Annotated in this window: 23 protein-coding genes and 2 pseudogenes; 15 read left to right on the forward strand and 10 right to left on the reverse strand. The window is 58.9% G+C overall.

Translation table 11 applies throughout. From position 1 onward, the window contains the following. Positions 1 to 29 precede the first annotated feature (29 nt). Positions 30 to 1,616 (forward strand): IS66 family transposase, encoded by a 1,587-nt coding sequence (gene tnpC / locus HN018_RS26790; protein WP_171834188.1) that lies wholly within the window; start codon positions 30 to 32, stop codon positions 1,614 to 1,616. A gap of 307 nt (positions 1,617 to 1,923) precedes the next feature. On the opposite strand, the gene HN018_RS26795 is transcribed toward tnpC, so the two are convergent. The 5 genes from HN018_RS26795 to HN018_RS26815 all read right to left on the reverse strand — a co-directional run bounded on the left by HN018_RS26795 (position 1,924) and on the right by HN018_RS26815 (position 6,456). Continuing rightward, positions 1,924 to 2,109: a hypothetical protein gene (locus tag HN018_RS26795; RefSeq protein WP_171834189.1), complete on the reverse strand. Its 186-nt coding sequence runs from the start codon at positions 2,107 to 2,109 to the stop codon at positions 1,924 to 1,926. Between the two features lie 181 nt (positions 2,110 to 2,290). Next, a complete protein-coding gene (locus HN018_RS26800; protein ID WP_171834190.1) occupies positions 2,291 to 2,692 on the reverse strand; it encodes a response regulator in 402 nt (133 codons plus the stop codon). 2 nt (positions 2,693 to 2,694) lie between these two features. Then, entirely contained in the window at positions 2,695 to 4,158 is a 1,464-nt protein-coding gene (locus HN018_RS26805) for an ATPase domain-containing protein (RefSeq protein WP_171834191.1), read from the reverse strand. Next, positions 4,155 to 5,054 carry a sensor histidine kinase gene (locus HN018_RS26810; RefSeq protein WP_239479459.1) on the reverse strand — a complete coding sequence of 300 codons (900 nt, stop codon included), beginning with the start codon at positions 5,052 to 5,054 and terminating at the stop codon, positions 4,155 to 4,157. Before HN018_RS26810 ends, HN018_RS26805 begins: the two co-directional genes overlap by 4 nt. Next, positions 4,999 to 6,456 carry a diguanylate cyclase domain-containing protein gene (locus HN018_RS26815; RefSeq protein ID WP_171834192.1) on the reverse strand — a complete coding sequence of 486 codons (1,458 nt, stop codon included), beginning with the start codon at positions 6,454 to 6,456 and terminating at the stop codon, positions 4,999 to 5,001. Before HN018_RS26815 ends, HN018_RS26810 begins: the two co-directional genes overlap by 56 nt. 239 nt (positions 6,457 to 6,695) lie before the next feature. On the opposite strand from HN018_RS26815, the gene HN018_RS26820 reads away from it, so the two are divergent. The 8 genes and pseudogenes from HN018_RS26820 to HN018_RS26855 all read left to right on the forward strand — a co-directional run bounded on the left by HN018_RS26820 (position 6,696) and on the right by HN018_RS26855 (position 16,001). Beyond that, positions 6,696 to 7,667, forward strand: a complete 972-nt coding sequence (locus HN018_RS26820; protein ID WP_171834193.1) for an IS5 family transposase — start codon at positions 6,696 to 6,698, stop codon at positions 7,665 to 7,667. 74 nt (positions 7,668 to 7,741) lie between these two features. Next, a pseudogene (locus tag HN018_RS26825) lies at positions 7,742 to 8,134 on the forward strand (integrase core domain-containing protein); the annotation flags it as partial. 331 nt (positions 8,135 to 8,465) lie between these two features. Continuing rightward, a complete protein-coding gene (locus HN018_RS26830; protein ID WP_171834195.1) occupies positions 8,466 to 9,110 on the forward strand; it encodes a TetR family transcriptional regulator in 645 nt (214 codons plus the stop codon). A 98-nt stretch (positions 9,111 to 9,208) separates the two neighbouring features. Beyond that, positions 9,209 to 10,453: an HlyD family secretion protein gene (locus HN018_RS26835; protein ID WP_239479460.1), complete on the forward strand. Its 1,245-nt coding sequence runs from the start codon at positions 9,209 to 9,211 to the stop codon at positions 10,451 to 10,453. Beyond that, on the forward strand, positions 10,450 to 12,018 hold the full coding sequence (locus tag HN018_RS26840; RefSeq protein ID WP_171834196.1) for a DHA2 family efflux MFS transporter permease subunit: 1,569 nt from the start codon (positions 10,450 to 10,452) through the stop codon (positions 12,016 to 12,018). The genes HN018_RS26835 and HN018_RS26840 overlap by 4 nt, the downstream gene beginning before the upstream one ends. Before the next feature lie 24 nt (positions 12,019 to 12,042). Beyond that, entirely contained in the window at positions 12,043 to 13,626 is a 1,584-nt protein-coding gene (locus HN018_RS26845) for an efflux transporter outer membrane subunit (protein WP_171834204.1), read from the forward strand. A gap of 770 nt (positions 13,627 to 14,396) precedes the next feature. Then, positions 14,397 to 15,368, forward strand: coding sequence for an SDR family NAD(P)-dependent oxidoreductase (locus tag HN018_RS26850; protein WP_171834197.1), 972 nt, complete (start codon positions 14,397 to 14,399; stop codon positions 15,366 to 15,368). A gap of 39 nt (positions 15,369 to 15,407) precedes the next feature. Then, positions 15,408 to 16,001 carry a TetR/AcrR family transcriptional regulator gene (locus tag HN018_RS26855; protein WP_171834198.1) on the forward strand — a complete coding sequence of 198 codons (594 nt, stop codon included), beginning with the start codon at positions 15,408 to 15,410 and terminating at the stop codon, positions 15,999 to 16,001. Between the two features lie 172 nt (positions 16,002 to 16,173). Here HN018_RS26855 and HN018_RS26860 read toward each other — a convergent pair. The 3 genes and pseudogenes from HN018_RS26860 to HN018_RS26870 form a co-directional block, all read right to left on the reverse strand. Further along, positions 16,174 to 16,892: pseudogene (locus HN018_RS26860) on the reverse strand (IS5 family transposase); the annotation flags it as partial. A 315-nt stretch (positions 16,893 to 17,207) separates the two neighbouring features. Beyond that, complete coding sequence (locus HN018_RS26865) at positions 17,208 to 17,570, reverse strand: hypothetical protein (protein WP_171837647.1); 363 nt, start codon at positions 17,568 to 17,570, stop codon at positions 17,208 to 17,210. A gap of 1 nt (position 17,571) precedes the next feature. Beyond that, positions 17,572 to 17,946 carry a hypothetical protein gene (locus HN018_RS26870; RefSeq protein ID WP_171837646.1) on the reverse strand — a complete coding sequence of 125 codons (375 nt, stop codon included), beginning with the start codon at positions 17,944 to 17,946 and terminating at the stop codon, positions 17,572 to 17,574. Here HN018_RS26870 and HN018_RS26875 point away from each other — a divergent pair. The 3 genes from HN018_RS26875 to HN018_RS26885 all read left to right on the forward strand — a co-directional run bounded on the left by HN018_RS26875 (position 17,940) and on the right by HN018_RS26885 (position 19,696). Then, positions 17,940 to 18,272, forward strand: a complete 333-nt coding sequence (locus HN018_RS26875) for a helix-turn-helix transcriptional regulator (protein WP_338034053.1) — start codon at positions 17,940 to 17,942, stop codon at positions 18,270 to 18,272. The genes HN018_RS26870 and HN018_RS26875 overlap by 7 nt on opposite strands. Before the next feature lie 183 nt (positions 18,273 to 18,455). Next, the gene (locus HN018_RS26880) at positions 18,456 to 18,653 is read left to right on the forward strand and encodes a hypothetical protein (RefSeq protein WP_171837645.1); all 198 of its coding nucleotides are present in this window, start codon (positions 18,456 to 18,458) and stop codon (positions 18,651 to 18,653) included. 875 nt (positions 18,654 to 19,528) lie between these two features. After that, positions 19,529 to 19,696, forward strand: a complete 168-nt coding sequence (locus HN018_RS26885) for a hypothetical protein (RefSeq protein ID WP_171837644.1) — start codon at positions 19,529 to 19,531, stop codon at positions 19,694 to 19,696. A gap of 441 nt (positions 19,697 to 20,137) precedes the next feature. On the opposite strand, the gene HN018_RS29670 is transcribed toward HN018_RS26885, so the two are convergent. Beyond that, positions 20,138 to 20,563, reverse strand: a complete 426-nt coding sequence (locus HN018_RS29670; protein WP_408886854.1) for a response regulator transcription factor — start codon at positions 20,561 to 20,563, stop codon at positions 20,138 to 20,140. A gap of 76 nt (positions 20,564 to 20,639) precedes the next feature. Here HN018_RS29670 and HN018_RS26895 point away from each other — a divergent pair, with 76 nt between their 5' ends. The 3 genes from HN018_RS26895 (at position 20,640) to HN018_RS26905 (ending at position 22,152) form a co-directional block, all read left to right on the forward strand. Continuing rightward, complete coding sequence (locus HN018_RS26895) at positions 20,640 to 20,912, forward strand: helix-turn-helix domain-containing protein (RefSeq protein ID WP_171837642.1); 273 nt, start codon at positions 20,640 to 20,642, stop codon at positions 20,910 to 20,912. Then, positions 20,909 to 21,523 (forward strand): hypothetical protein, encoded by a 615-nt coding sequence (locus HN018_RS26900; RefSeq protein WP_171837641.1) that lies wholly within the window; start codon positions 20,909 to 20,911, stop codon positions 21,521 to 21,523. The genes HN018_RS26895 and HN018_RS26900 overlap by 4 nt, the downstream gene beginning before the upstream one ends. A gap of 317 nt (positions 21,524 to 21,840) precedes the next feature. Continuing rightward, entirely contained in the window at positions 21,841 to 22,152 is a 312-nt protein-coding gene (locus HN018_RS26905; protein ID WP_338034059.1) for a response regulator, read from the forward strand. A gap of 761 nt (positions 22,153 to 22,913) precedes the next feature. On the opposite strand, the gene HN018_RS26910 is transcribed toward HN018_RS26905, so the two are convergent. After that, positions 22,914 to 23,114 (reverse strand): hypothetical protein, encoded by a 201-nt coding sequence (locus HN018_RS26910; protein WP_171837639.1) that lies wholly within the window; start codon positions 23,112 to 23,114, stop codon positions 22,914 to 22,916. Positions 23,115 to 23,252 lie beyond the last annotated feature (138 nt).

The raw sequence follows: 23,252 nt of genomic DNA on the forward strand, positions 1-23,252 counted from the left end.
GACGCGGCGGCATCGTCCACAATCTTGCTGTGCAGATAGACCTCAATGCTCTTCCAGAGGATGCCGCGACCCTGCAGCAAATGCTGCGGACGGTGTTGCTGCAGCAGGGCGAACTGCACGCCGAGAACGACAAGCTGCGCATGCTGATCCAGCGCCTAACCCGGCATCAGTTCGGTCGCCGGTCTGAGCAGCTCACCCCCGATCAGCTACAATTGGCACTTGAGGAGTTGGAGCAGACCATCGCCGCCAATCAGGCTGGCCAGGACGCGGCGGTCACTGCGACTGGCCTGACGCGCAAGTCGCGCATCGAACCACCTGGCCGCAACCACGGTGCGCTCCCGGAACACCTGCCACGCTACGAGGTGGTGGTCGATGTCGAGGACCAAACCTGCTCATGCTGCGGCCATGCGTTGCATGCTATCGGCGAACTGCGGACCGAGCAGCTCGACATGGTGCCCTCGCAGCTGCGGGTGCGGGTCACCCGGCGGCCACGTTATGCCTGCCGTGGCTGCGAGGGCACCGTGGTCGTTGCCCCGGCACCCGAGCGCCCCGTCGATGGCGGCATGCCGACCGAGGCATTAATCGCGCACGTGGTCGTCAGCAAGTTCGCCGACTCCCTGCCCCTGTATCGCCAGGCACAGATGCTCGAGCGACAGGGGATCAAGCTGGACCGCTCGACCTTGGCGAATTGGGTCGGCCGCGCGTGCTGGTGGCTGACGCCGCTGTATGAGTTAATGCTCGGCACGGTGCTGGCCGCGCCGAAGCTGTTCGCCGCCGACACCACACTGCCTGTGCTCGATCCCGGCCGGGGGCGGACCAAGACCGGGCGGCTGTGGTGCTATGCGGTCGACGACCGCCCCTGGGTTGGCCCAGGTCATCCGATGGCGGCCTATGTCTATTTGGATGACCGCAAGAACGAGCGACCGGCCGGGCATCTGGCCAGGTTCCGAGGCGTACTGCAGGTTGATGCCTATAACGGGTTCAAGGCACTGGCCAGCGGGCGTGCCGACGCGTCGGTGACGCTGGCGTTCTGCTGGTCGCACATGCGGCGCTACTTCTACGAGGAGTATGTGTCCAACACGTCGCCGCTGGCGGCCGAGCTCCTGCTGCGGGTTCGCTCGCTGTATGCGATTGAAGCCGAGATCCGTGGTCACCCTGCCGGGCATCGGCAAACCGTGCGTCAGGAGCGAAGTCGGCCGATCGTGGAGGCGCTGCACGATTGGTTGCACGACCAGGTCACACGGATATCGGGCGCATCCGACCTGGCCAAGGCGATGCGCTACGCCATTCGGCATTGGCCGGGCCTGGTGGTGTTTCTCGACGATGGCCGGGTGGAGATGGACACCAAGGTGGTCGAGCGTGCGATCAGGCCAAACACGCTGACGCGCAAGAACGCGCTGTTCGCCGGATCCGATGGTGGGGCGAAGCACTGGGCGTTGGCGATGACGCTGATCCAGACGGCAAAACTGAATGGCGTCGATCCAGTGGCGTGGCTCACCGACGTGCTCGAGCGCATCGTCTCCGGCCGCACCAAGGCGCATGAGATGCACACGTTGCTGCCGTGGACCTGGGCCGAAGCGAACGCCAGCCCAGAAACTAGGCCGCTCGCAGCGTAGACGCCGCAAGCGTCAACCCAAAACCGACCTGTCAACGTCGCGACGCTTACTGATCGTGGTAGGCACGGCACGTTGTGTTGACGGGGAACGACCTTAGCCCGTCGCCCGAAGCAGAGGCTGTGCTTGCGCAGGGGCTTTGGACGTGCCGGCGGACAACTACAGAGGGTGGTCCGCCACGATGGCGCCGGCCGTCATGGTCACTCTGATGGCCTGAGCGTGCGACGGAATATGCCGAAAGCTTTTGCCGCACCGATCCCGCCACCGCTCTGCATTCGCCCATGCCAGATTCATCCCTCGAGCGGTTACTTCAGAAGTGAAATATCTTTCGTCCGTTTAAGGCAGAACGCGAAACATCTAATCCACGATTAATTTCAGCTAGAACAAGACTTACGTTGGTGAGCTTCTCGGCACCTGAATCCAATGTCGCAAGCGACCGGATGACGATTTCCTGAGTTCGCTTGATAACATCGCTGACCGAGGTTTGATCAGCCATAGCATGATCTCCTAACCTGAAGCAGCGGGCTACATGCCCAGCAGTCGCCGCGAAAAGCGCAAAGACCGTGATAGGGCTCTAGCACACAAATCGATCATCAACACACGTTCTTTGGAACACGTCCCGACTAAGGACTGGTACCTGCGCGTTATCACGGGCCGTTATCTTGTTAGGCGTTCGGCTAAGGCAAATTATCTACGCTCGGCGATGTCGGTCCGGGCTTGTTGTTCCCAAGAATCTCTGCCGCTAAAGCCAGGACCTGCCAAATCCTAAACGGCTTGCGGAGGAAGGTCGAATAGCCCTTGCAGCGCTCCATGACGGTTTCTTCATCCATCGAGCTCATGAGGATGACGGGGATTGTTCGGAGGCCCGAATTCTCGCTCATTTTCTGCAACATGCCAGCGCCATCCAGGATCGGCATCATGTAGTCGAGAAAGATAAGCTCGGGACGCTCGGTTTCCAGAACTTCTATCCCGCGTTTGCCATTGGCGGCCGTCACAACTTTATGGCCTTCATCCGACAAGACGTCGACGAGCAGGTCCGCGATCCCGAACTCATCGTCCACTATGAGGATGATCGCCATGGTTAGGCGCGGCCCTCGCCCACAGGCGCGTACCCCCAGGTGATACGCTCCGCGCTGTCCGAGGTGGGATCGATCAGGAGCCCCTGGCTGCTGGTCGCGTACTCATGCAGTGATGAGTCGAACTGACTATCCCGCACCTTCAGAACCGAGATCAGCCGGTGCAACTGCGAATGCAGCTCGACGAACCGAAGCAGGATGAGGTTCTCGGCTAGGCTCGACAGGTCACCCAGCGGTGTCCTGATGCTGGGCCCCTGGATGTCGGGCACCTCGAGCGTGTAGAGCGTGGTCACCCCACGCACGCGCAGCTCGTTCATCAGCGCGGTCAGGAAGTTGCCGATCCGGCCCGGCTGGCTTGTGGCGGCTTGCTGGAAGGCACCCAAGCCGTCGATGAACAGTCGTTTGACACGATGCGTCTCCACCAACCGGAGCAGGCGCTCGCCATAGGCATCGAGCAGGTCATCGGTCGGCGGCTGCCACTCCACCGAGACGATCCCGGTATCGACAAGGTCACGCAGGCGCGGGCAGACGCCGCCAATCTTGGCGTCGATCCGGGGCGGCGTCTCGTAGAAGCCGAACAGCAAACCAGGCTCAGTCGCGCTACAGGATGCCAGGAACTCCAGCCCGAGCGTCGTCTTGCCGACCCCGGACGGGCCCATCACCATCGTGGTGGAGGCGGTGGGCAGCCCTCCGCCCAGCATGATGTCGAGCTGGCCATTGCCGGTTGAAACGCGTCCGCCGACCTGCGTGTTGACCCGCGACGGGCGGGCCAGCAGGGCTTCGATGCGGGGATGCACGACGACGCCATCGCTGGTGATCTTGAAGGCGTGTCGGCCCCGAAGGAAGGCACTGCCACGGAACTTGACCACTTGCAGCGTGCTCTCGGCTGCCCAGCCAATCAGCTGCTCGGACATCTCAATGATGCCATCCACCATCGTGTGTTCAGGGGATGTCTTGGTGCCCTGTCCGTTGGTCAGAATGACCATCGTGCAGTCGGTGGCGATCGCGACCGCTTGCAGCGCATGCACGAACGCGTTGAAAGCCTGGTCATCGTCGGCCGCCCGGCGCACCGAGACGACGCCATCAAGCACCAGGAGCGTGATAGTGCGCGCGGCGATCTCGCGCCGAAGCAGATCCAGAAGCCCTTTCAACCCAGCTTCATGCAGGGTCCGCAACCCGTTCAGGTAGGTGATCTGGTCCGGGATCTTGCTTGCATCGAAGAAGGTCATGCTGCCGAGATGCTGCATCATCCGAGCGTGGTATTCAGCGAGGAGGGTGACGTAGAGCGCTTTGCCGCCGCCAGCGGCGTGATGGAAGCAGAGCTGGTTGCCGAGCGTTGTCTTGCCGGCCCCAGGTGGGCCCTGGACGATGTAAAGTCCCCCCTGCAGGAGGCCACCGGACAGGATGATATCGAGGCCGGGAACACCGCTTGCCACCCGGGGCTCAATTGGAAACTGAGCCTTGGTCACGTCGGGGTTGCTGTGCCGTGACGCGGAAGGACGACACTGAAGACCGAACCAACACCCAGCCCAGTCTCCACGCTGATAGTCCCCCCCATCGCCTCGGTGAGTTGTCGCACCAGCCAAAGCCCGACCCCGAAGCCGCTATGCCGCGAGTCCACGCCGACCGCCCGCTCGAAGCGATCAAAGATGCGCGCTCGATCGTCGAGCGAGATCCCGGGTCCTTGGTCCCGGATCCGCAGGCAGATGGTGTTGCCGAGATCGATGACCCCGACCTCGATTGGACCGCCTTCGCCGTATTTGATGGCATTTGACATCAGGTTGTCGATGATCTGCTCCAGAGCCAGTTGATCCCATGTGCCAGAAAGGCTCGACGGCAGATCGAGCTTGATCGAGACCCCGGCATGCCGCGTGGCCTCGGCGTAGGTCTCGATGACCTCCTTCACGACAAGGATCAGATCACAGGACGCTGGGGCGAGCTTGAGGTTGCCGCTCGTGATCCTAGAGACGTCGAGCAAGGTCGCGGATCGCTTGATGTAATGAAGCATCAGGCTCTGGATCCGCTCAAGGCGTTGTTCGATCTGCTGGGGCGTATACCGGCCGGCTTTCACGCCGGACAGCAGCAGCTCGATCTGACCGACCATCGGGGTCATTGGATTACGAAGCTCGTGCGCTGCCACTGCGATGAAGCTGTCGCGGGCCGCCACCGCTTCTGTCAGGTCAGCGTTTTCCAGCCTCAAGCTCACCATCATGTCTTCAAGGGACAAGGCTGTCGTCGGAGGGACCGCTCTCTGCTCACTCATGCAACCACTATCGGACACGGAACCGTGATAAGCTAGAGCGCATTGCCTACATTCCTGGGTTGAAGAACCTGAAGCGATCCTTGGCGTCGCTTTTGGCGACATAGAGGGCTAGATCGGCGCACAGAAGTATCTGCTCCACGTTTGTCCCATTCACCGGTGCCAGGGCAATGCCGATACTGACCCCCGTGCTGACCTCAAAGCCGATTTCATGCGGTTGGCTCAATAGCGCGACGATACGCGTTGCCAGGATTTCCGCATCACGTGGCTGATGCAGCCCAAACTGTATGACGATGAACTCGTCGCCACCTGGCCGTGCCACGACGTCTGTCTCGCGTGTGATTTCGAGCAGACGGGACGCTACCGAGCAAAGCACAGCATCGCCCACGGCATGTCCCAGCGTATCGTTGACGTGTTTGAAGCGATCAAGGTCGATGGCCAGGATGGCGCAACCCTCACCACGCTGACTACGCAACAGGGCAATCTCCAGCCGTTCGTGCAGCGCGCGCCGGTTCAAGAGACCGGTCAGGCCGTCGTGCTGTGCCATATACAGAATACGCTCTTCCGCATCGCGGCTTGCCGTTATGTCCTGGGTGAAGCCGGCCATGCAGGATGCCGTGCCAGCCAGGGTGCGCTCCACACTTCCAGTCACCAGCAGCCACCGGGTTGTGTGATCCGGCAGCACGACCCGAAACTCGGCTGCCAGACTGCCTTCTTGGTCATCCCGAAAGGCACGATCCAGGGCAGCAGCAACCCCCGGCCAGTCTTCATGATGGACGACCTGTTGCAGCTCGGGCAGGGAGGGCTGAACGCCAACATCGTGCCTGTGCAACGCTTCGCGGCCGGCAAAGAAGTGGAGCTTGTCACCTGATGGGTCCCACTCCCAGGTGCCCATTCCCGCGGCCGAGATCGCACGGCCAAGCCGGGCCTCACTGTCGTCTAGCCGGGTTTCCCGCTGATGCAGTTCGTCGAGAACACGCAGGCGATCGACGGCAGCAGCAACCAGATTGGCGTAGCTGCGCAGGAAGTTTAAATTGTCGGTCGTGAAGGGATGGGGCTTGCGGCTGTCAATCTGGAGGATACCGAACGGGGGTCTTCCGTTGCTGCCGGGGATGAGAACATTAGCGATGGCCTGAACGCCATGCTCAATCAGGAAGGCTGGATAGCTGAAGCGGGTTTCTTGGCTGACGTCGGGTGACGCGGTTGGTTGACCTGTCTTGAGCGCGTGTCCCTCTGAGGTGACGTCTGAGACCTTCAGGGTCACAACACCGACAACCCCAGGATTCCAACCCACACCCGCCCGCACCAGCAACGTTTCACCGTCCTCGCGCATCTCCATGACCTTGGCGAGATCTGTGCCGAGGGCTGTTCCGATTAGGCGGCAGGCTTCGGTCAGGATCTCGTCCAGACTGCCCGAATGCAGCGCGAACTCCCCGAACTGCGTCAGGGTGGTCTGCTGTTGCAGTAGCTCGCGTAGCTCATCGTGCTCAGACGGTTCTTGATCCAATAACCACCCAGTCTATGACATTCGTTACGTTTGTTGAGGCTGTCTCTTAATTGGGACGATTTTATGACGCTATGGTTTTTGCTCGACTTGCTCTGATTTGTGGCTCACAGTTCCGTGATGACCTCGCGATTTGTGTCTGCTTACCCGAACACTCTTCAGGCTGTCTTTGCGACCTTGAGTGGTGTTGGTGCATGGACCGGTCGGCTGACGCGGTTCTCCTAGCCTGATAAAGGTCTGGGATGCCCTTCAAGCACAACGCCTTTCGCCGCCACCACATCCCGAAAGCCCGTCGCCGGGTCATGAACTGGCCGGCCTATGAGGCTGGTCTGCGGCGGCGTGGCGATCTGACGTTATGGCTGGATGAGGCAGCCTTGGCTGGATGGCATGCCCCGCGCCGGATGACACGAGGCGGTCAGCCGGTCTACGCCGAGGTTGCGATCGAGCTGGTGCTGACCCTGCGCCTGGTCTTCCATCTGGCTCTACGTCAGGTCGAAGGTTTCGCGCGCTCGGTCCTGCTGTTGCTTGGGCTGGATCTACGCGTGCCTGACCATTCGACCTTGAGCCGGCGTGGTCGTACCTTTGCGGGACGTCAACCGCGTGCTGCCCGGCATGACAGGCCCGTTCATGTCGTGCTGGACAGCACGGGGCTGCAGGTCTTCGGGCAAGGCGAGTGGGATGCCGAGAAACACGGCCGCACACCCAGGCAGTGGCGAAAGCTGCACCTGGCCGTCGATGCAGAGACCGGCGAGATCGTGGCGCACAGCCTGACCGACAAGGACACTGGCGACATCTCGGAGGTTGCGGGGCTGCTGGCGACGGTGGAGGGGCATATTGCCAGCGTGATCGCCGATGGGGCCTATGATGGCGCGTCGGTCTACGACGCCGCTGTCGCACGCCAGCGAAACCCACCACCCGACATCATCATTCCGCCAAGAGCTTCGTCGATCGTCAATGGTGCAAGCAGGGTCGATACCGTTCGCAATCGTCATGTCCGATACATCGCAGAGAAGGGGCGCATGGCCTGGCAGCAGGCTAATGGCTATGGCCGGCGCAGCATCGTGGAAACCACGATCGGTCGCTACAAACACATCATCGCCTCGAAGCTCAGGGTACGGTCGACCACCGGTCAAAAAGGGGAGGTCGCCATCGCCATTCGCGCCCTCAACCAAATGATCCGGATCGCCAAGCCAATCTCCGTTCCTGCCGTCTGACGCGATCATCAGGCAGGGCAAACTCTTGCCTCAAGCCCAATCCCTGCACCAACGCCACGTCGACCTACAGCATGCACAATTTCGATCGTATATGCCTTGCCCACGGCATCGAGCACCGGCTGACGCAGCCAAACCATCCATGGACCAATGGCCAGGTCGAACGGATGAACCGGACCATCAAGGACGCGACGGTGCGGACGTTCCACTACAGTTCGGCCGATGAGCTCAGGCAGCACCTGCACACGTTCCTGCTTGCCTACAATTGCGCCCGCAGACTGAAGACGCTCAAGGGCAGCACACCCTACGAGTTCGTCTGCCGACAATGGACAATCGAGCCAGAACGATTCAAGCTAAACCCACACCATCACAGTCCGGGACTAAACACCTTGGGTCTGAAAGGGCGGAACACGCTGTTCCATCATCAATCAGCTCCGGCAGATCGCGCCATGGTAAGTTGGTGCGCATAAGCTCGACCACACCTTCGACAAACTTGCGGCTACCGCGCTTCGTCGAGCCTCTGATCGGGCTGTCGGACAACCAGCCGCGCAATCCGGTCCTATGCCGGATGGCTCAGCACCAATCGGTCCAATACGCCGAAAGATACCTTTCCAATGGCAGTCTTGAATCACAACCCACAGGTGTCAGAATCTCTCCACTTCACCAAAAAATAAAGTCGATCGGAACCTTAAGCTTGGACAGCGTAGGCTTCTGGTTATACGTGAAGAGGTTTGGTCGCCGGCTCTGGCAAGCCAGCTCCGATTGGCCTGTGTATGGCGCGGGTCAACTGAAGGGAAGCTGGTGGCAAGGCAAACTAAGGAACGCGCTGAGCAGACGCGGGAGCGGATCATCGATGCGGCAGAACAAGTGTTTTACCGGCGCGGGGTTGCCCGTGCCTCGTTGGAAGAGATCGCCCGTGAGGCGGGCGTCACACGCGGGGCGGTCTACTGGCATTTTTCTGACAAGGTCGAAGTTTTTATCGCCGTCGAGCATCGCGCGCAGCAGCCGTATGAGCAGATGCGGGCAGCACTCAGGTCGAGCGTCTCGCATGCAGGCAATGCCGAGGAGGCAATGCAGGCGCTCGAGACCAGCATCGTCGAAGCGTTCGAGCGTATCCAATCTGACGAGCTTGCCCGGCTGCGGCTCACTGTAATGCTACTACGCTGCGACTATGTCGGCGAAATGGCACCAGCGCTTGAACGGCAAACCGCGATCACCCGATTGTTCTTCAGCGAGTTGCAGCACTACTTCAACGTTGTGATTCCACCCCCAGCGCCGGGGTCCGACTGGCAACCAGAGGACGCGGCCCAGGTGCTGCAGGTCGTTGTGCATGGATCTTTTATGCGTTGGCTACGCTCGCCGGATGAGTTTCCCATTGGCAAGGGTGTAATTGCGATCAAGGCGTTCATCGCCGCCCTGCGCAAAGCGTGGATTCCTAATGTGTAACACAGGATATCGACCTGACACTGATTGACCACCATAGTTTGTTTTGACATACATGCTAGGATGTATGTAGTTCCAGCTGAGTTTGGTAGGATTTTGCCTTGAGCGTCACAGTTGAGCAGATCAGGTCGGCCCAGACCCTCCGTGAGCTGCGTGCCGTCTTCGAGCCTCAAGCCGAGCAGGACCATCTGAAGGGCGACAAGCCGGATAAATCGTCCGACCCTGGCAGTGACAATAAAGCGGTCGAAGACGACCAAGACAAGGGCGACAATAAAGACGATAAGAAGGACGGCGGCGAAAACAACGACAAGCCAAAAAGCCGCTGGCCACTAATCATCCTCGGGATCGTAGTGTTACTTACGATCGTTGTATGTGCGATCTATTGGTTTTTAACACGAAACTTGGTTAGTACTGACGACGCCTATACTGATGGACGCTCTATTTCCGTGGCCGCAAAAGTTGCTGGTTACGTCACAGTGCTCAACATCGACGACAACGTCACCGTCCGGGCTGGCGCGTTATTACTCAAGATCGACCCACGCGACTATCTCACCGCTCGCGACCAAGCCCGAGCCAACCTCGCCTTGGCTGAAGCGCAGCTATCAGCTGCCAAGATCGAACTTGAGGAAACTTATATTCGTGCGCCGGCTACTTTGTTGCAGGCTCAGGCACAGCTCAAGCAGGCTGAGGTCAACCAGAAGAATGCGAAGCTGAACTTCGACCGGCAGCAGAGCGTCGACCCGCGCGCTACCACCAAAACCAATGTAGATCAGTCAATCGCCCAGTTCAGGGGAAACGTTGCGCTAGTTGATTCTGCGAGAGCACAAGTCGAAATCGCCGGCCTCGTGAAGCAATCTATTCAAACCGCAGTGGAGACAGTGCACCAGCGCGAAGCTCAAGTCGATCAGAATCGAGCGGCGCTGGCGCAGGCTGAGATCAACCTGTCCTACACTGAGATCCGCGCAGCGCAGGACGGAAAAATTACAATGCGCAACGTCGAGCGAGGCACCTATGCCCAGGTTGGACAGCAGCTTTTTTATCTTGTAACTCCTTTGACGTGGGTAGTTGCAAACTACAAGGAGAACCAACTCGCGCGTATGCATGTCGACCAGCCGGTGTCGATAACAGTTGACGCATACCCGGGCCTCAAATTACATGGCCACATTGATAGCATTCAGCAGGGAAGTGGCGCTCAGTTTTCCGCCTTTCCGGCCGAGAACGCGACTGGAAACTTTGTTAAGATCGTTCGCCGTATCCCAGTCAAGGTGGTGATCGACAGCGGTCTGGACATGGCTCACGGGTTGCCGCTCGGTATCTCGGTGAATACCACGGTGAACGTGAAATGAGCGATCCACGTGGATGGACCCCGCGGGCCAATCCGTGGCTTGTCGCGGTAGTGGTGACGCTGGGGGCGTTTATGGAGGTGCTCGACACCACCATCGTCAACGTCGCCCTCCCGCACATTGCTGGAAGTCTGTCGGTCAGTAATGACGATGCTACTTGGTCGCTTACCACCTATTTAGTTGCTAATGGCATCGTTCTCACTATTTCTGGTGCTCTCAGCCGGCGATTCGGGCGGAAACGCTACTTTCTGATCTCGATTGGCGGGTTCACCGCGATGTCGCTCGCCTGCGGCTTATCAACCAATTTCGGAGAGTTGTTACTGTTCCGCGCCGCCCAAGGGTTCTTTGGCGGCGGGCTACAGCCGACGCAGCAGGCGTTGCTTCTCGACTACTTTCCGCCGGCCAAGCGGCAACAGGCGTTCTCAATTGCCGCAGTCGCCATCATTGTTGCTCCCGCAGTCGGTCCGGTACTGGGTGGTTATCTTACTGATACTTACTCCTGGCACTGGATTTTTCTTATCAACGTGCCGCTTGGCGTGATCACCTTGTTCGCGGTGGTAGCGTTGGTGGAGGACTCACCAATGGCGAAGAAGGACAAGGCGACGGCTCCGGCAATCGACTATGTTGGCATTGGCTTTATCGTCATCGCGCTCGGATGCTTGGAGATCGCGTTTGATCGGGCAGAAAACTTTGACTGGCTCAACTCGACCTTTATACGCGTTATGATGGCCTTGTCGTCAGTTGCTTTCGCCTTCGGGATACCATATTTACTTTACAGGCGTCATCCGATCGTAAATTTACGCGCTTTCAAGGACCGTAATTTTGCCATTGCGTGGTTTCAGATCGCCCTTATGGGCTTCGTGCTTTATGCGTCTGCTGTGCTGGTACCTCAATATGCGCAGCAGCAGGCGGGCTACAACGCCACCTTGGCTGGGCTGCTGCTGGCGCCCGGCGCCGTCTTGTTGATCATTCTGATCCCTATCGTCAGTAAGGTGATGAACTTCGTCCCGGTGAAGTATGTGATCGCTTTCGGCGGCGTGGCGCTTAGCTCGGCTTTATTCTTTTCCATGAACTTGGTGCCCGGCCTCGACTTCTTCCACCTCTGCCTCTACCGCGCCGGCCAAAGTGGGGGCTTGGCGTTTTTGTTCGTGCCGATCAGCACCATCGCCTACGCCACACTACCGCGCGAATTGAATAACGATGCAGCCGCCTTGTTTAGCATGGCACGCAATGTTGTTGGTGGCTTTGGTATCTCGATCTCCACATCGTGGGTCACGGACCACCAGCAGACCCGGCAGGCACACCTGATTGATCACCTCTCTCCTGGAAACCAACCATATGACGTCCTGCTGCAGCAGGTGCAGCAGGGCCTAATCAATCTAGGCGATTCAACACAGCAGGCAATGCAGGCCGCGCCGGGGCAAATTTACCAGATGCTGCAAACCCAATCGGCGGTTCTGGCCTATACCGATGTATTCTTGCTCACTGGTTGCGCTGCCCTCCTGTTCATTCCCACGGCCCTCATGCTGTCAAGTGCTAAGCCAAAGGCCAGCGGCGGGGGACACTAATCAGTGCGTTTGATCTTGATTGTAATGGCCAGTGCAGCTTTGCTTGCCCAGTCCAGCTGTACGGTTGGGCCAAACTTTAAGCCATCCCAGCCACGTCTTGCCGCCGATTGGAACACCCCTTCCGCCCGCAAAATTAGCTTCAATCCGGTGACCGAAGCCAGCAATCCGGATCCAGCTTGGTGGAGTGGATTCAACGACCCCATGCTAACAAAACTAATTAATCAAGCGATTTCTGGAAACCTCGACCTGCAGCAGGCGCTATTGCGCGTCGCTGAGGCGCGCGAGAACGTCGTCACCGCACGCGCCGCCGGGCTACCTACACTGGGCGGCACCGCCAGCTATAACCGCGAACAGCTCGGCCTGCGCGGTATATTGGAGTCGCAGGGGATTAGCGGACAGTCAAGCCTATTGGCGGGTCAGCCAGCAGTTGGCCAGGGCGTCAATTCTGCCGTTGATGCCGCCGAGCAGCCAATCAACCTGTTCCAGTATGGGTTAAGCGCGTCCTGGGAACTCGACCTTTTCGGCAAGGTGCGCCGGTCAGTCGAGCAAGCTCGTGCAACCTCGGAAGCGCAGGCGGAAGCTGCTAGCGACGCTTTGGTCATGCTGGAGAGCCAGGTTGGTCAGGCTTACGTGCAGCTGCGCGGGGCGCAGGCGCTGTTTACCACACAACAGGATAATATCCGTGCCGCCACCTCTTCGCTGAACCTCACCCAGCGCCGGCGCGCAACCGGTCTGGCCACCGAGCTCGACGTCGATCAAGCACAAACTCAGCTCTACAACTACCAGCGCCAGCTTCCTGCCTATGCAACACAGGCTCAACAGGCGGAGAACCAGCTCAGCGTGCTGCTCGGTCGACCGCCCGGTATGCTGGACGCGATGCTTGACACTCCAGCGCCACTACCGGCTCCCCCAGATATGATTGGTATCGGTATCCCATCCACCTTAGCTCGTCGCCGTCCTGACATCCGCGAGGCAGAAGCCAATTTGCATGCGGCAACGGCTAATATTGGCATCGCCGTCTCCAGCTTCTATCCCGACATCTCGCTGACGGGCAGCCTCGGCATTCGTGCTACCGATGCTAGCTACTTGACCAGCTGGGCCAGCCGCTTTTATTCGGTGGGCCCGAGTGCGTCGCTGCCGATCTTCCAAGGCGGCAAGTTGACCTCTAGTCTTAGGCTCGCACGAATCCAACAAAAGGCTGCAGTCCTCAGTTACCGCAATACAGTGCTGAACGGTCTACGTGAAGTCGAAAACGCACTTGCGTCTTATCACAACGACCTTGACGCTCGAGACAAGCTGATCCAGACAGTGAGCTCAAGCGAATTATCATTCTACCTCTCCAAGAACAGCTATCAACACGGCTTGTCGGACTTCATCACTGTTCTAAATGCCGAACAGACCCTGACGAGCGCCCGCCAGAGCCTAGATGAAGCCAAGATGTCAGTGGCGGAGGATGTCGTGACCCTCTATACTGCTCTTGGCGGCGGCTGGCAGCAACAGCCTGTTATGGTAGACGTCCCGCTAATTGAGAAGTCCCCTCCGCTTGTTCCGGCGGCGGTCGATAGCATCGCAGCGGGGACACATAACGTTCAATCCGATCCGCAATGAGCGCGTAGTGATACGGTGGCAAATTGTAGAAAGCTACATTCTGCTGGAGAATGGCAATCGGGTTCAAGTAGCAGCCTTAAGCACGACGTGATCCTCCGATGCGGATGATGCCGTGCAGACGATCTACTGAGTCAGATCAAGGAACTGCGCACTGGCAGCAAAGCAGAGACGAATGTGCTTACCTGCATAACTGTTTACTGGAGAAGGTGTTGCTGACGCGCAACCATCTGTTATACCAAGGCTCTGAGACCGTGACTCCTGAGGGATTCCCAAGGTGGGCATAATCTGATTCGCTCTGGCGAACCTGGAGGTTTGCCATGCCAATCCCGCTCCGGAGCGACTTCACTGCAGCACACGTGCGGGCCGCTGCCAGAAAGACGAACGTCAAACAGCATTGAATATTGACCCCCATCGGCGTCGAATATTGGCTCTGACTCATTCTTTATGCAGTTGGCTGCTTAGATAACTGCTGGTCCAGATAGGGGTCTGTAGTATGCATCGAGTTCTGCGTGGATCCTTCCTTGTTCCGCCTGGCTTGGTGGTCGAGAGCATCGTGATGGCGGAGGCCCACACGATAATCACCGTGCGTGCACTGGATGTTGTCAGTCGATGCCCGTCCTGCGGTTCGATGGCTCGGCGGATCCATAGTCAATATCTTCGTACGCTCGTTGATTAATGATTTCGTCAGCAATGGATGGATATCTACGCCTCGAAGGTTGACAACGTCACCCTAGCTTTTAGGGTGACCTTGTCAACCTGGAGTCCATTTTATGCCCACGATACTGATCACCGGCGGCCATAGCGGCATCGGGTTAGAATGCTCGAAACAGCTGATTGCGAAGCCGCGAGTGACTCTCCTACTCGCAGGGCGGGACCTCGACCGAATGGAGGTCGCGGCACAGCAACTCCGCGCTAAAGGTGGCGAGGTCAAACTTCTGGAGATGGACGTTTCTTCGTTGACCTCGGTGCGAACGGCGGCAGCGCGCTGCCGCACAATGCTCGACAGCGGCGAGATCGAGGAGTTGCAGGCCGTTCTGTGCAATGCCGGGGCTCAGTTCATGGGGCCGGTTTCTTACAGTCCGGATGGGTACGAAATGACGTTCGCCACGAATTGCCTCGGCCATTTTCTCCTTATCGAGTTGCTGATCGACAAGGTCGCGCAGAAAGGCCGTGTTGTGTACACCGCCAGCGGCACTCACGATCCGGACACCGCAGACGGAAAAGTGGTCGGCAAGGCTGCCGAGCCTGACGCATTAGTTCTCATTGACGTGGGCAAAGGCGGGGACAAGCCGCTCTCGACTGGTGTCCGCTATACGACCTCGAAACTCTGCGACATCCTCTACGTGCACGAAATGGACAAACGCCTGCGGCGGGCAAATAGCTCGATCGTACCGATCGCATTTGACCCGGGATCCGTCGCCGGCACCGGTCTGCTCCGAACCCATCCGAAGCCCGTTCAGGTCCTGGCGAAGACGTCATTGATGAAGTGGGTCATGCGGCGCATGGGCATCACGATGTCCTCGGTCGAGTTCTCCGGCGCGGCGCTTGCGAAACTCGCCGTCGATCCCGCCTACGCCACCGGCTCGGGAAAATACTTCCAAGCAAAAGACGACCGCTTTACCGAGCAGCGCTCATCGATAAAGTCCTATGACGTTGCAGCCGCCCTGAAACTCTGGACAGACTCAGAAGCCCTCGTCCATCTGCGGCCGGATGAGCGATCGGCTCTGCTCTCGGCAGGCTGATCGTACCGGGGGCATTGGCAAAAGGGAACACAGTAAGGGATGGGAACGAGGGAGAAGCTTGTCGAGGCTGCGGCTGAGTTGCTCGATCAGGGCGGAGACGGAGCGGTAACCCTTCGGGCTGTCGCGCATGCAGTCGGGGTGTCCCACAACACCCCCTACAAGCACTTCGTTGATCGAGCGGCGCTGCTGGCAGGCGTAGCGGAGAAGGACTTTAGCGCCTTCTCCGCCGCGTTCACTGGAATCGAGCGATCGGCGATGACGGCGATCGACAAGCTCAAGGCGGCGCTCGAACTGTTCGTAACTTACGGCGAGGCCCATCCCGCGCGCTACCGGCTCCTCTTCGGCGACCCGGACATCGCATCACGAGGAGGTCAGCTCGAAGTTGTGGCCGTAACGACGTTTTCCGGCTTCGCGGCGCTCGTGGCGGGCGCGCAAGCCGCTGGCGAACTGCCGCTGATCCCTGCGGCGACGATGACCAGCCTGATTTACGCGGTCCTTCACGGCCTGCTCGATCTCCGGGCAGGAGGCAGGCTTCGCTCCGAAAAAGGTTTGTCCAATGTTCTTGATGGCGTCCTACTGATGATCGAACTGATCAGGCCGAACGATGTTAGGCAAGCCACTATGGAGGAATAGTCTTGCAGAGATAAGGTTCACGATCGACGCGCCGTCTTGGGTGACGAGCACGACCCAATTCGCTTGTTTTTTTCGCTTAGAGCGCCTTTCAAAACCTCTTCTGCAGCGTGTTGAAGCAGATCAATGAGCAGGCGAGAGCGGTGAATGCGTGGTGGATATCGCTTCTGCGCTCGTAGCGCGTGACGAGCCGGCGGTAGCGGTTGATCCACGCGAAGGTCCGCTCGATGACCCACCTGTGTCGGCCCAGCTTCTGGCTGGTCTCGACGCCGCGCCGGGCGATGCGGGGTGAGATCCCACGGCGGCGGCAGGCCTGGCGGCAACGTCGGTGATCGTAGGCCTTGTCGGCGTGCAGCTTGTCCGGCCGGTGTCGTGCCCGGCCCGGCTTGCCGCCGATCGGCAGGATGCTGTCGAGCAGTTCCTCGAACGGCATGCTGTCGTTGGTGTTGGCGCCGGTCAGTATGAAGGCGAGCGGGATGCCGCGCCGGTCCGTGACGAGATGGCGTTTCGTGCCGAGCCTGCCTCGATCGGTCGGGTTTGGCCCTGTCTTGTCGCCCCCCTTTTTGCAGCCAGCGATGCGCTGTCCAGGCAGGCCCGGCTCCAGTCGATCCGGTCGGCCGCCCGCAGCCGACGCAGCAGTTCGCGGTGCAGTGCATCCCACACGCCCGCCTCTTGCCAATCCCGCAAGCGACGCCAGCACGTGATGCCCGAGCCGCACCCCACCTCAAGCGGTAGCATCTCCCACTGGATGCCGGTCCGTAGCACGAACAGGATCCCGGTCAGCGCCGCCCGATCCGGTACCCGCGGCCTGCCGCCCCGCGGTCGTGGCGGAGGCACGGGCAGCAACGGCTCGATGATCGACCAGAGGGCGTCGGAGACGAGAGGAGAAGCCATGTCTCCTCATGAATCAGATCGCCGGGCAGTACAAGGTCTTGAAAGGCGCTCTAAGCCCCGACACCTGCTACGGCCCAGCCTTCGATAGCTTTCGTGCCTTTCAGTGACCGTGCTTATCCTTCAACTAGAGATCAGCAGGCTGTCACAGATCAACACATCGAATGACGATTATGGTTCAGCGTAGCCATCCCTCAAAACGCCGCCATGCTGAGCCCGCGCACAGGTCTCATTAACTGCTCCGGCGCGGAAGGCTCGTATCTGGTCCAGGCCCCGCGCAGCGCGGCGACCTGGATCAGGCGAGCAATCTCGTTTTCGTCAGTTCTCCAGGCGGTGGCGGCGGTGCTGCACGTCGGCATCATGAGCCAGGAGCAGGGCGGTCTGAGCGTCACCGGCACGCGCCCGGGCCAATGCAGCGTCACGCAGGAAGCACTCACGGGCTGCGAGGGCGAGCGGCGTGTAGGCCGGTGCGTTCAGGGTCGCCGGCATTGGCGGGATGGCGATCGCGGGGTTCATACCGACACCCCGTCCGTGTCCTGGCGGCGCTCGATGCCGTCCCATGGTGCTGTCAGCGCATCGATAGTCTGCCGGTCCTGCTTGGCCGCGTCGCGGAACCCGAAGCACCAGCCGATGGACGAAGGTCACCACCGCACCCACGAGCATGAGGAGGAGGCTGATCAACTCAGTTCGCCAGCGCTAGCAGAGCGGCCTCAGGGGCGAACAGTGCCTTGTGGCCCCGCAGAAAATGTCTGCGGCGGCGGGCGACGTAGCGATCCGACGAGATAGCCCGGTCGTGCCGGTCCTTGCGGCTGATGCGGTTGACCGCGCCGACAGCGGACTTCGCTTCGCCATAGGCCTCCCAACCGTCGGCACTCTCGAACCGGGCGAGCTCGAGAGTACGAGCGGCCGTTTGCCGGGCAACGGTCAGCGGGTCCTGCTTCGTCACGAATGCAGCGCCGAAGACGCAGGCCGGGCGGAACATCGGGATCGAGCGAAGCGGGTGGGCGGCTGCTTCGGGGTGGCGGGGCCGGTAGGACTTGAAGGTTTGCCTTGCCATCTAAAGTGTCTGAAGATACTTATAGTGTCACCGAATATGAGATGCAAACTTTAATGTCTCTAGATACGGAAGGTGTCACCATAACAGCGGGTCAGATGAAGGCCGCCAGGGCCCTGCTTGGAATGTCAGGGGAGGGCCTGGCAAAACTGTCCGGCGTCAGTCTCGTGACAATCCGGCGGGCTGAAAGTGCGCGTGGGTTAGCCGGAATGATGCGGGCAAATGCTGACGCTATTCGTCGGGCGTTGAATGCCGCCGGTATCGGATTCATTCCTGAAAACGGCGGCGGTGCCGGGGTGCGGCTGCGGAAGCCTGGCGAGCAACATTGAATCAGCAAGGTCAAACTTGATGCGCTATTGGCTTCATTTGACTTATCAGTCAGCATCAATTCCCGAGCTATTACTACATACCGGTAAGAGGTTCTACAGGATCTGTTGCACCTCGCCAGGTATCCCTCAAGCCTAAGCGCGCTGTAGCAGCTGCGCCTGCGTCTAAAAGTTAGGAACCTACGCTTGAACTACCGCCAAGCAGCCAATCTAATGATCAAGAAGCACGGTAGAAATGCTAGACAGTTGGCAATGAAGCGGGCAGCTGAATTACGCGCTAAGGGTGAACTTGCCACCGCGGCCATATGGGTAAAGGTCAGCGATGAGGTCGCGGCACAGCAGGCTGCGCTGGATGGAGGGATAAGGGCTCTGATGGGACTATGAGGCCGTCAGCCACGCTGCCACTCGAGGTCTCTTGCAACAGCTATTCTCGAGCTGAGCGAGATACATACCGACCAAGATCGCTAGCACTACCAAGCCGGCGATAGCTTACCCCGTGGTTTCGGTGACCTTGCAATCAAGCGCCGCCTACTAGGGCTTCCCCTGACGCGGAAAATTGTACAATTATAGAACGGTGTAACGATTCGGATCTATTTTTGGCGCAATTTCGACTGGGCGAACAGGTCTGCTTTAAACGCGGGAAGCGTGCGATGACGTTCGGCGGGCTGATCGCGGGCACGGACATGGCTTATCTCACCTGGGGCAGAGGCGGCAATATCCAGGCAAAGCTAGCTTCGGAGGATGATCTCAAAGTCCTTGGTAGACCTCCGGTAAATAGGGTCAGCGGAGGTCAGCATCCCCCACGCCGGGGCGCAAATTAACAATTTGCTAAAGATCGTTCGGGCCTGTCTTAGAACTGGAGATTTTCGGTCCACACCGGGTCAAACGCATCTGAGCGGCGCGAATTCCTCGCTGGATTTCTGCAAGAAGAATCAACTCTCTCGGTAACTTGGAATACTAGTCCCTCAATCGTTCCATAGACTTCTCGACAGCCGTCTCAGACTTATAAAGATAATCAGCAATCGATTGATTGTCGCGGCTCAAGCCGGAATCCCTTCGACTCCGATCAGGAGCTGCAAATTCGCCGGCTTCTGGCGTGGGTTGGGCAGCGGAATGTTTCAGTTCTTAAACTAGCACAGTTGCGTGATCGCGTGCGTTTCCATTTGATCATGACCGCGTTATTTTATGTAATAACGTGGATGCTGTGATCGATAAGAGACTTTCGTTTGTGTTGCTTTAGCTCAAGAAAGCATAACGTGATGATCGATTATAATACCGCATTAGAGACGACACTCGAAGGCCGCTATCAAGCCGCTCATGATCACTTTGCAGATGCGGCAATGCATGGTGATCAAGTAGGAATGGACCAGGCACTGGCGGTAATTTCTGCGCTTTGCGAGGAGCTGCAACGTGATCCATCTGACTAAACCAGGCCACTCATCGCGACAGTGGTCAAAGTTCCGGGGTTCTGGCTCAACCTGCAATTGAACTGCGACATGTCTACGGCCCGAACCGAGGCAGGCAGCCTGATCGCTGTGAGGGCGCAGCACGAAGATATGGCGAGTGAGTGACAAGGCGCTGAAGGTGACGTCAGGCGCTCCACAAGACCTCCTGCTCCTCTCCGAGGTGCTGGAACGGTTTCGCGGCAAGGTTGGACGGACCAGACTGCTTGCCCACATCGTCCAGCACCCGACCTGCGGTGGCGGCCCAACGCACCGTCGCAATGGCCGCAAGCTCTTGTTCACCGAAGCTGACTACGCCCGGGTGCTTGAGAGCTTCGTGCCAGTGCCGCGGGAACGCCGACTAGCGATCGCCGCCGCTCCGTCAAGCCAGGGTGCCTCTCGTCGGTTGGATGCATTGATTGCAAGCTACCAGAAGCGCCATCGAGACGCACGAACGAGACCTTGAGGCGCCCGGGTATCCAGCGCTCGGTGGTCATCGCCCAGCCAGCATTTCGTCAACCTTCGTAACCAATCTTTGGAGTGCGAACGGCTTCGGAGGCAATGGAACGGCTTCTTGTTCACCCGGGCGCAGACTTGGTCTGGAAGTGCAGTGACGAAAACTATGGGAAGGCCTGGATGGCGTTCACGGGCCCGCTCAGCGACATCAAACCCATTGAAGTCAGGAATGTTGATATCGGTCACGACCAGTCGGATTTGGTCAGGGTGTTCGATCAGGGCTAATGCCTCTGCACCGTCAGAGGCGAGCTTTTCTGCATTTTGGATCAGTAGGAATTTACTACACACGATCCCTGGCGGCCGGAGGCAACCTTGGCTAACACCAGAGGCGACCACCGCAAGGCGGCGGTGCTGGTAACACCTTGTCCGGCTGCCACTTCCGTGACGGCGGGAAACCTGCCAACCTCATTATATGAACGCAAGTCTTAGTGGCCGAAAGCCCGCCGTAATTCCAGCGCAGGTGAGAGCGGCTCGAGCATTAGTCGGATGGTCACGTATCCGGTTATCTGAGGCATGCGGGGTGCCAGTCAGAACACTAGACCGGCTTGAAAAGGGTGAAGGAGCGCCGCAACAGCGGACCATCTTAGCCATCTGCATCGCCCTCGAGGCCGCTGGCGTCGAATTCACTAACGGAGACGCGCCTGGGGTAAGACTGACGCGTCAGAATCCGGCGGCAGGCCAATGAAGGCCCTGCACAACTACACTTACCGCGGCATTCAGTACAGAGTTGGAGCGGAGAGGGGCGGTTCTCGTTCCTGGTCAATCAAGGTCGAGGCGCATAGATCGATAGAGGGCGTGGCGGCTAATTCTGGCGGCATCAAGTCGTTTCGTGCGGCCTGTGAAGCTGCCACCGCAGCGATTGATACATGGCTTGCGGCAGCGGCATTGAAGCCGTCTGTTCAAGTCGTGCCTGTGTCGGCACTGTGTCATGAGCCTAATTGCCTGATTGAGGCGGGATTACGGGCAGAGAGGAGGCCCGACGCGATGCGATGGATGACGATCGAGATCACGCTCAGCATGTCGTTGGTGGGAGAAGAGGCTCGCATATTGAATGCTTGCCAGGGCCCGTGGACGGCAGCGCTCTGTCCAAAGGAAGCCTGCCTGCTAGTCAGTCAAGGTGATCATAACCTGGTGACAAACCGGTTCTTGGTGTTTTCTCCTCTCATGGCGACGATCTGCGATGCGATCGTTTCGCAGTATAACGCGGCGCCCTGCCCGATGCCGGACTTTCACAAGATGACGGTGCTGCTCGCCAATGGGTCTCCCGGGCATATTTTCGCGCCGGGGCTAGGCTGATATCTGATGGGGGCGTTCCGACGTAGGGTCAACGCTACTAGCGTGACCGGCGCTTGAGAAAGCGGCCGTCACCGATGGGGTTCCGTCTCAAAGCTGACTGCCCGGATCTTACGGGAGTGGTTTTCAGCTTGATGATTGCGAAGCCCATCAGCCGACCCCCGCCCCGGCGAACAACGTCCAGACATTGTCGACTTGGTCAGTGAAGACGGGCCATTACGCGTCGGAATAGCTCGGAGGCGACGGTAGAATTACGTTGATACCCTGTGTACAGTCGAGCTGCGCCAAGTATCGACCGCTTGTATTAAGTCTGGCGAATCATCGTCGACATGTTGGATGTGGCCGACTTCGACCTGGTCGAGGCCGCCTCAGGGCATGAGGCGCTTCGAATAATCAAAAGGTCCGGCGGCATGGACGTTCTGATTACGGGTCTGAGTATGCCAGGGATGGACGGGATCGAGCTCGCTCATCACGTGCATGGTCGTTATCCTCAAATCCCGATCCTGTTCGTCAGCGCTCGGCTGTATCTTCTCGGGAAGGAATCCCCTCCAGAGCCGTATCGATACCTTCCGAAGTCGTTCCGGCTGTACGATCTGGTAGAGACCGTGTCGGACATGCTGGTAGCGCATTAACCTCACTGCCGTGAACACTCCGGCTTACATAGCCTGACCCACTTCGGCTCGATGTTCCGACCCCAGTTCTGGCATCCGGTGCATCGCATCTGGGATGGGTAGCCGGCGGACCCTTGCTATGCGCCTTAACGAGTGCATGCAGATCTCGGCGAACACGTTCCAATTCTACCAAACGCTCAGCAACTCCATTAGCGTTTGTGAGCCTCAAACCCTTCATGACCTCATTGCAGACGCAATCGCGAAGCGACGCCAGAAAGGTGTCCGGCAATGTTTTTAACGCTTCTGGATAAGTGCACTGGATGTAAGCAGCGACCTCGTTTCCAATGTCAGACGTTGTTTCCTTCATCAGATCCTGCGCGAGCAGCTGAAGTGGCAAACTTGGATTCACGACCGGCATAAGCCTTTCCTTCCCAGGATTGAGGCCGCAAGCGTGATGTCGCTCATGAGCAGCCAGATCCGACGACAGACTGCTATTCGACGTCCCCTGGCACCTCGATCGGGGTTACCGGAATTCCGTCGTCGGTATATTCCATAAAGATCTTCATCCCAACCCGCCACCGTAGCGCCTCCTACATTGTGGCCGGCACCCGGACGTACCCGGCCTCGTCGATCGTAGCTTCATGTTGGTGGATGTCTTGAGACATGGATGGCCCTTAGCTGCCTGCGTTGGTATCTTAACGCCGAGAATGGACATCAGATTGACTTGCTTCTTTCCGTTGTACGGCCATCTGCGTCTGCGATGATCGAGGCTGGCGGCCTCACTATCGGTGCACCAGCTCGTCCGGATCGAGCCGCCTCCAGTCTACGAACCGGCTGGCCTGCCGCTCGGACAGGCTGAGGCAGCTTTTTACCGCTGCCCACCCTGTCTCCTTCGTGCCCTCCCGGATGTAGACAGAGCTGGCCGATCCGATGGCGCGCTTCAGGCGCCCATCTGTTGAGAAGCCGAATAGAGCCTCAGGCATCGGTTCTGATCCAATCGCTAATATGTCATCTCACTATTCGATGACATGAAAAGGCCTACGGCAAGGACACCTGACGGCTGGTGTATTAGGGTAGCCTGCATCTAGTCGGCCTCATCACGCGTAGACGTTACATAGCAA

Source organism: Lichenicola cladoniae, from assembly GCF_013201075.1.
In the GTDB taxonomy this organism is placed as follows: domain Bacteria; phylum Pseudomonadota; class Alphaproteobacteria; order Acetobacterales; family Acetobacteraceae; genus Lichenicola; species Lichenicola cladoniae.

Bases quoted from the DNA above. Each gene is read 5' to 3' on its own strand.
- HN018_RS26885 (WP_171837644.1), top strand. From the start codon at position 19,529: ATGATCGATTATAATACCGCATTAGAGACGACACTCGAAGGCCGCTAT.
- HN018_RS26855 (WP_171834198.1), top strand. From the start codon at position 15,408: ATGGGAACGAGGGAGAAGCTTGTCGAGGCTGCGGCTGAGTTGCTCGAT.
- HN018_RS26840 (WP_171834196.1), top strand. From the start codon at position 10,450: ATGAGCGATCCACGTGGATGGACCCCGCGGGCCAATCCGTGGCTTGTC.
- HN018_RS26895 (WP_171837642.1), top strand. From the start codon at position 20,640: ATGAACGCAAGTCTTAGTGGCCGAAAGCCCGCCGTAATTCCAGCGCAG.
- HN018_RS26845 (WP_171834204.1), top strand. From the start codon at position 12,043: ATGGCCAGTGCAGCTTTGCTTGCCCAGTCCAGCTGTACGGTTGGGCCA.
- HN018_RS26820 (WP_171834193.1), top strand. From the start codon at position 6,696: ATGCCCTTCAAGCACAACGCCTTTCGCCGCCACCACATCCCGAAAGCC.
- HN018_RS26795 (WP_171834189.1), bottom strand. From the start codon at position 2,109: ATGGCTGATCAAACCTCGGTCAGCGATGTTATCAAGCGAACTCAGGAA.
- HN018_RS26800 (WP_171834190.1), bottom strand. From the start codon at position 2,692: ATGGCGATCATCCTCATAGTGGACGATGAGTTCGGGATCGCGGACCTG.
- HN018_RS26810 (WP_239479459.1), bottom strand. From the start codon at position 5,054: ATGTCGCCAAAAGCGACGCCAAGGATCGCTTCAGGTTCTTCAACCCAG.
- HN018_RS26870 (WP_171837646.1), bottom strand. From the start codon at position 17,946: ATGGCAAGGCAAACCTTCAAGTCCTACCGGCCCCGCCACCCCGAAGCA.
- HN018_RS26910 (WP_171837639.1), bottom strand. From the start codon at position 23,114: ATGCCTGAGGCTCTATTCGGCTTCTCAACAGATGGGCGCCTGAAGCGC.
- HN018_RS26850 (WP_171834197.1), top strand. From the start codon at position 14,397: ATGCCCACGATACTGATCACCGGCGGCCATAGCGGCATCGGGTTAGAA.
- HN018_RS26900 (WP_171837641.1), top strand. From the start codon at position 20,909: ATGAAGGCCCTGCACAACTACACTTACCGCGGCATTCAGTACAGAGTT.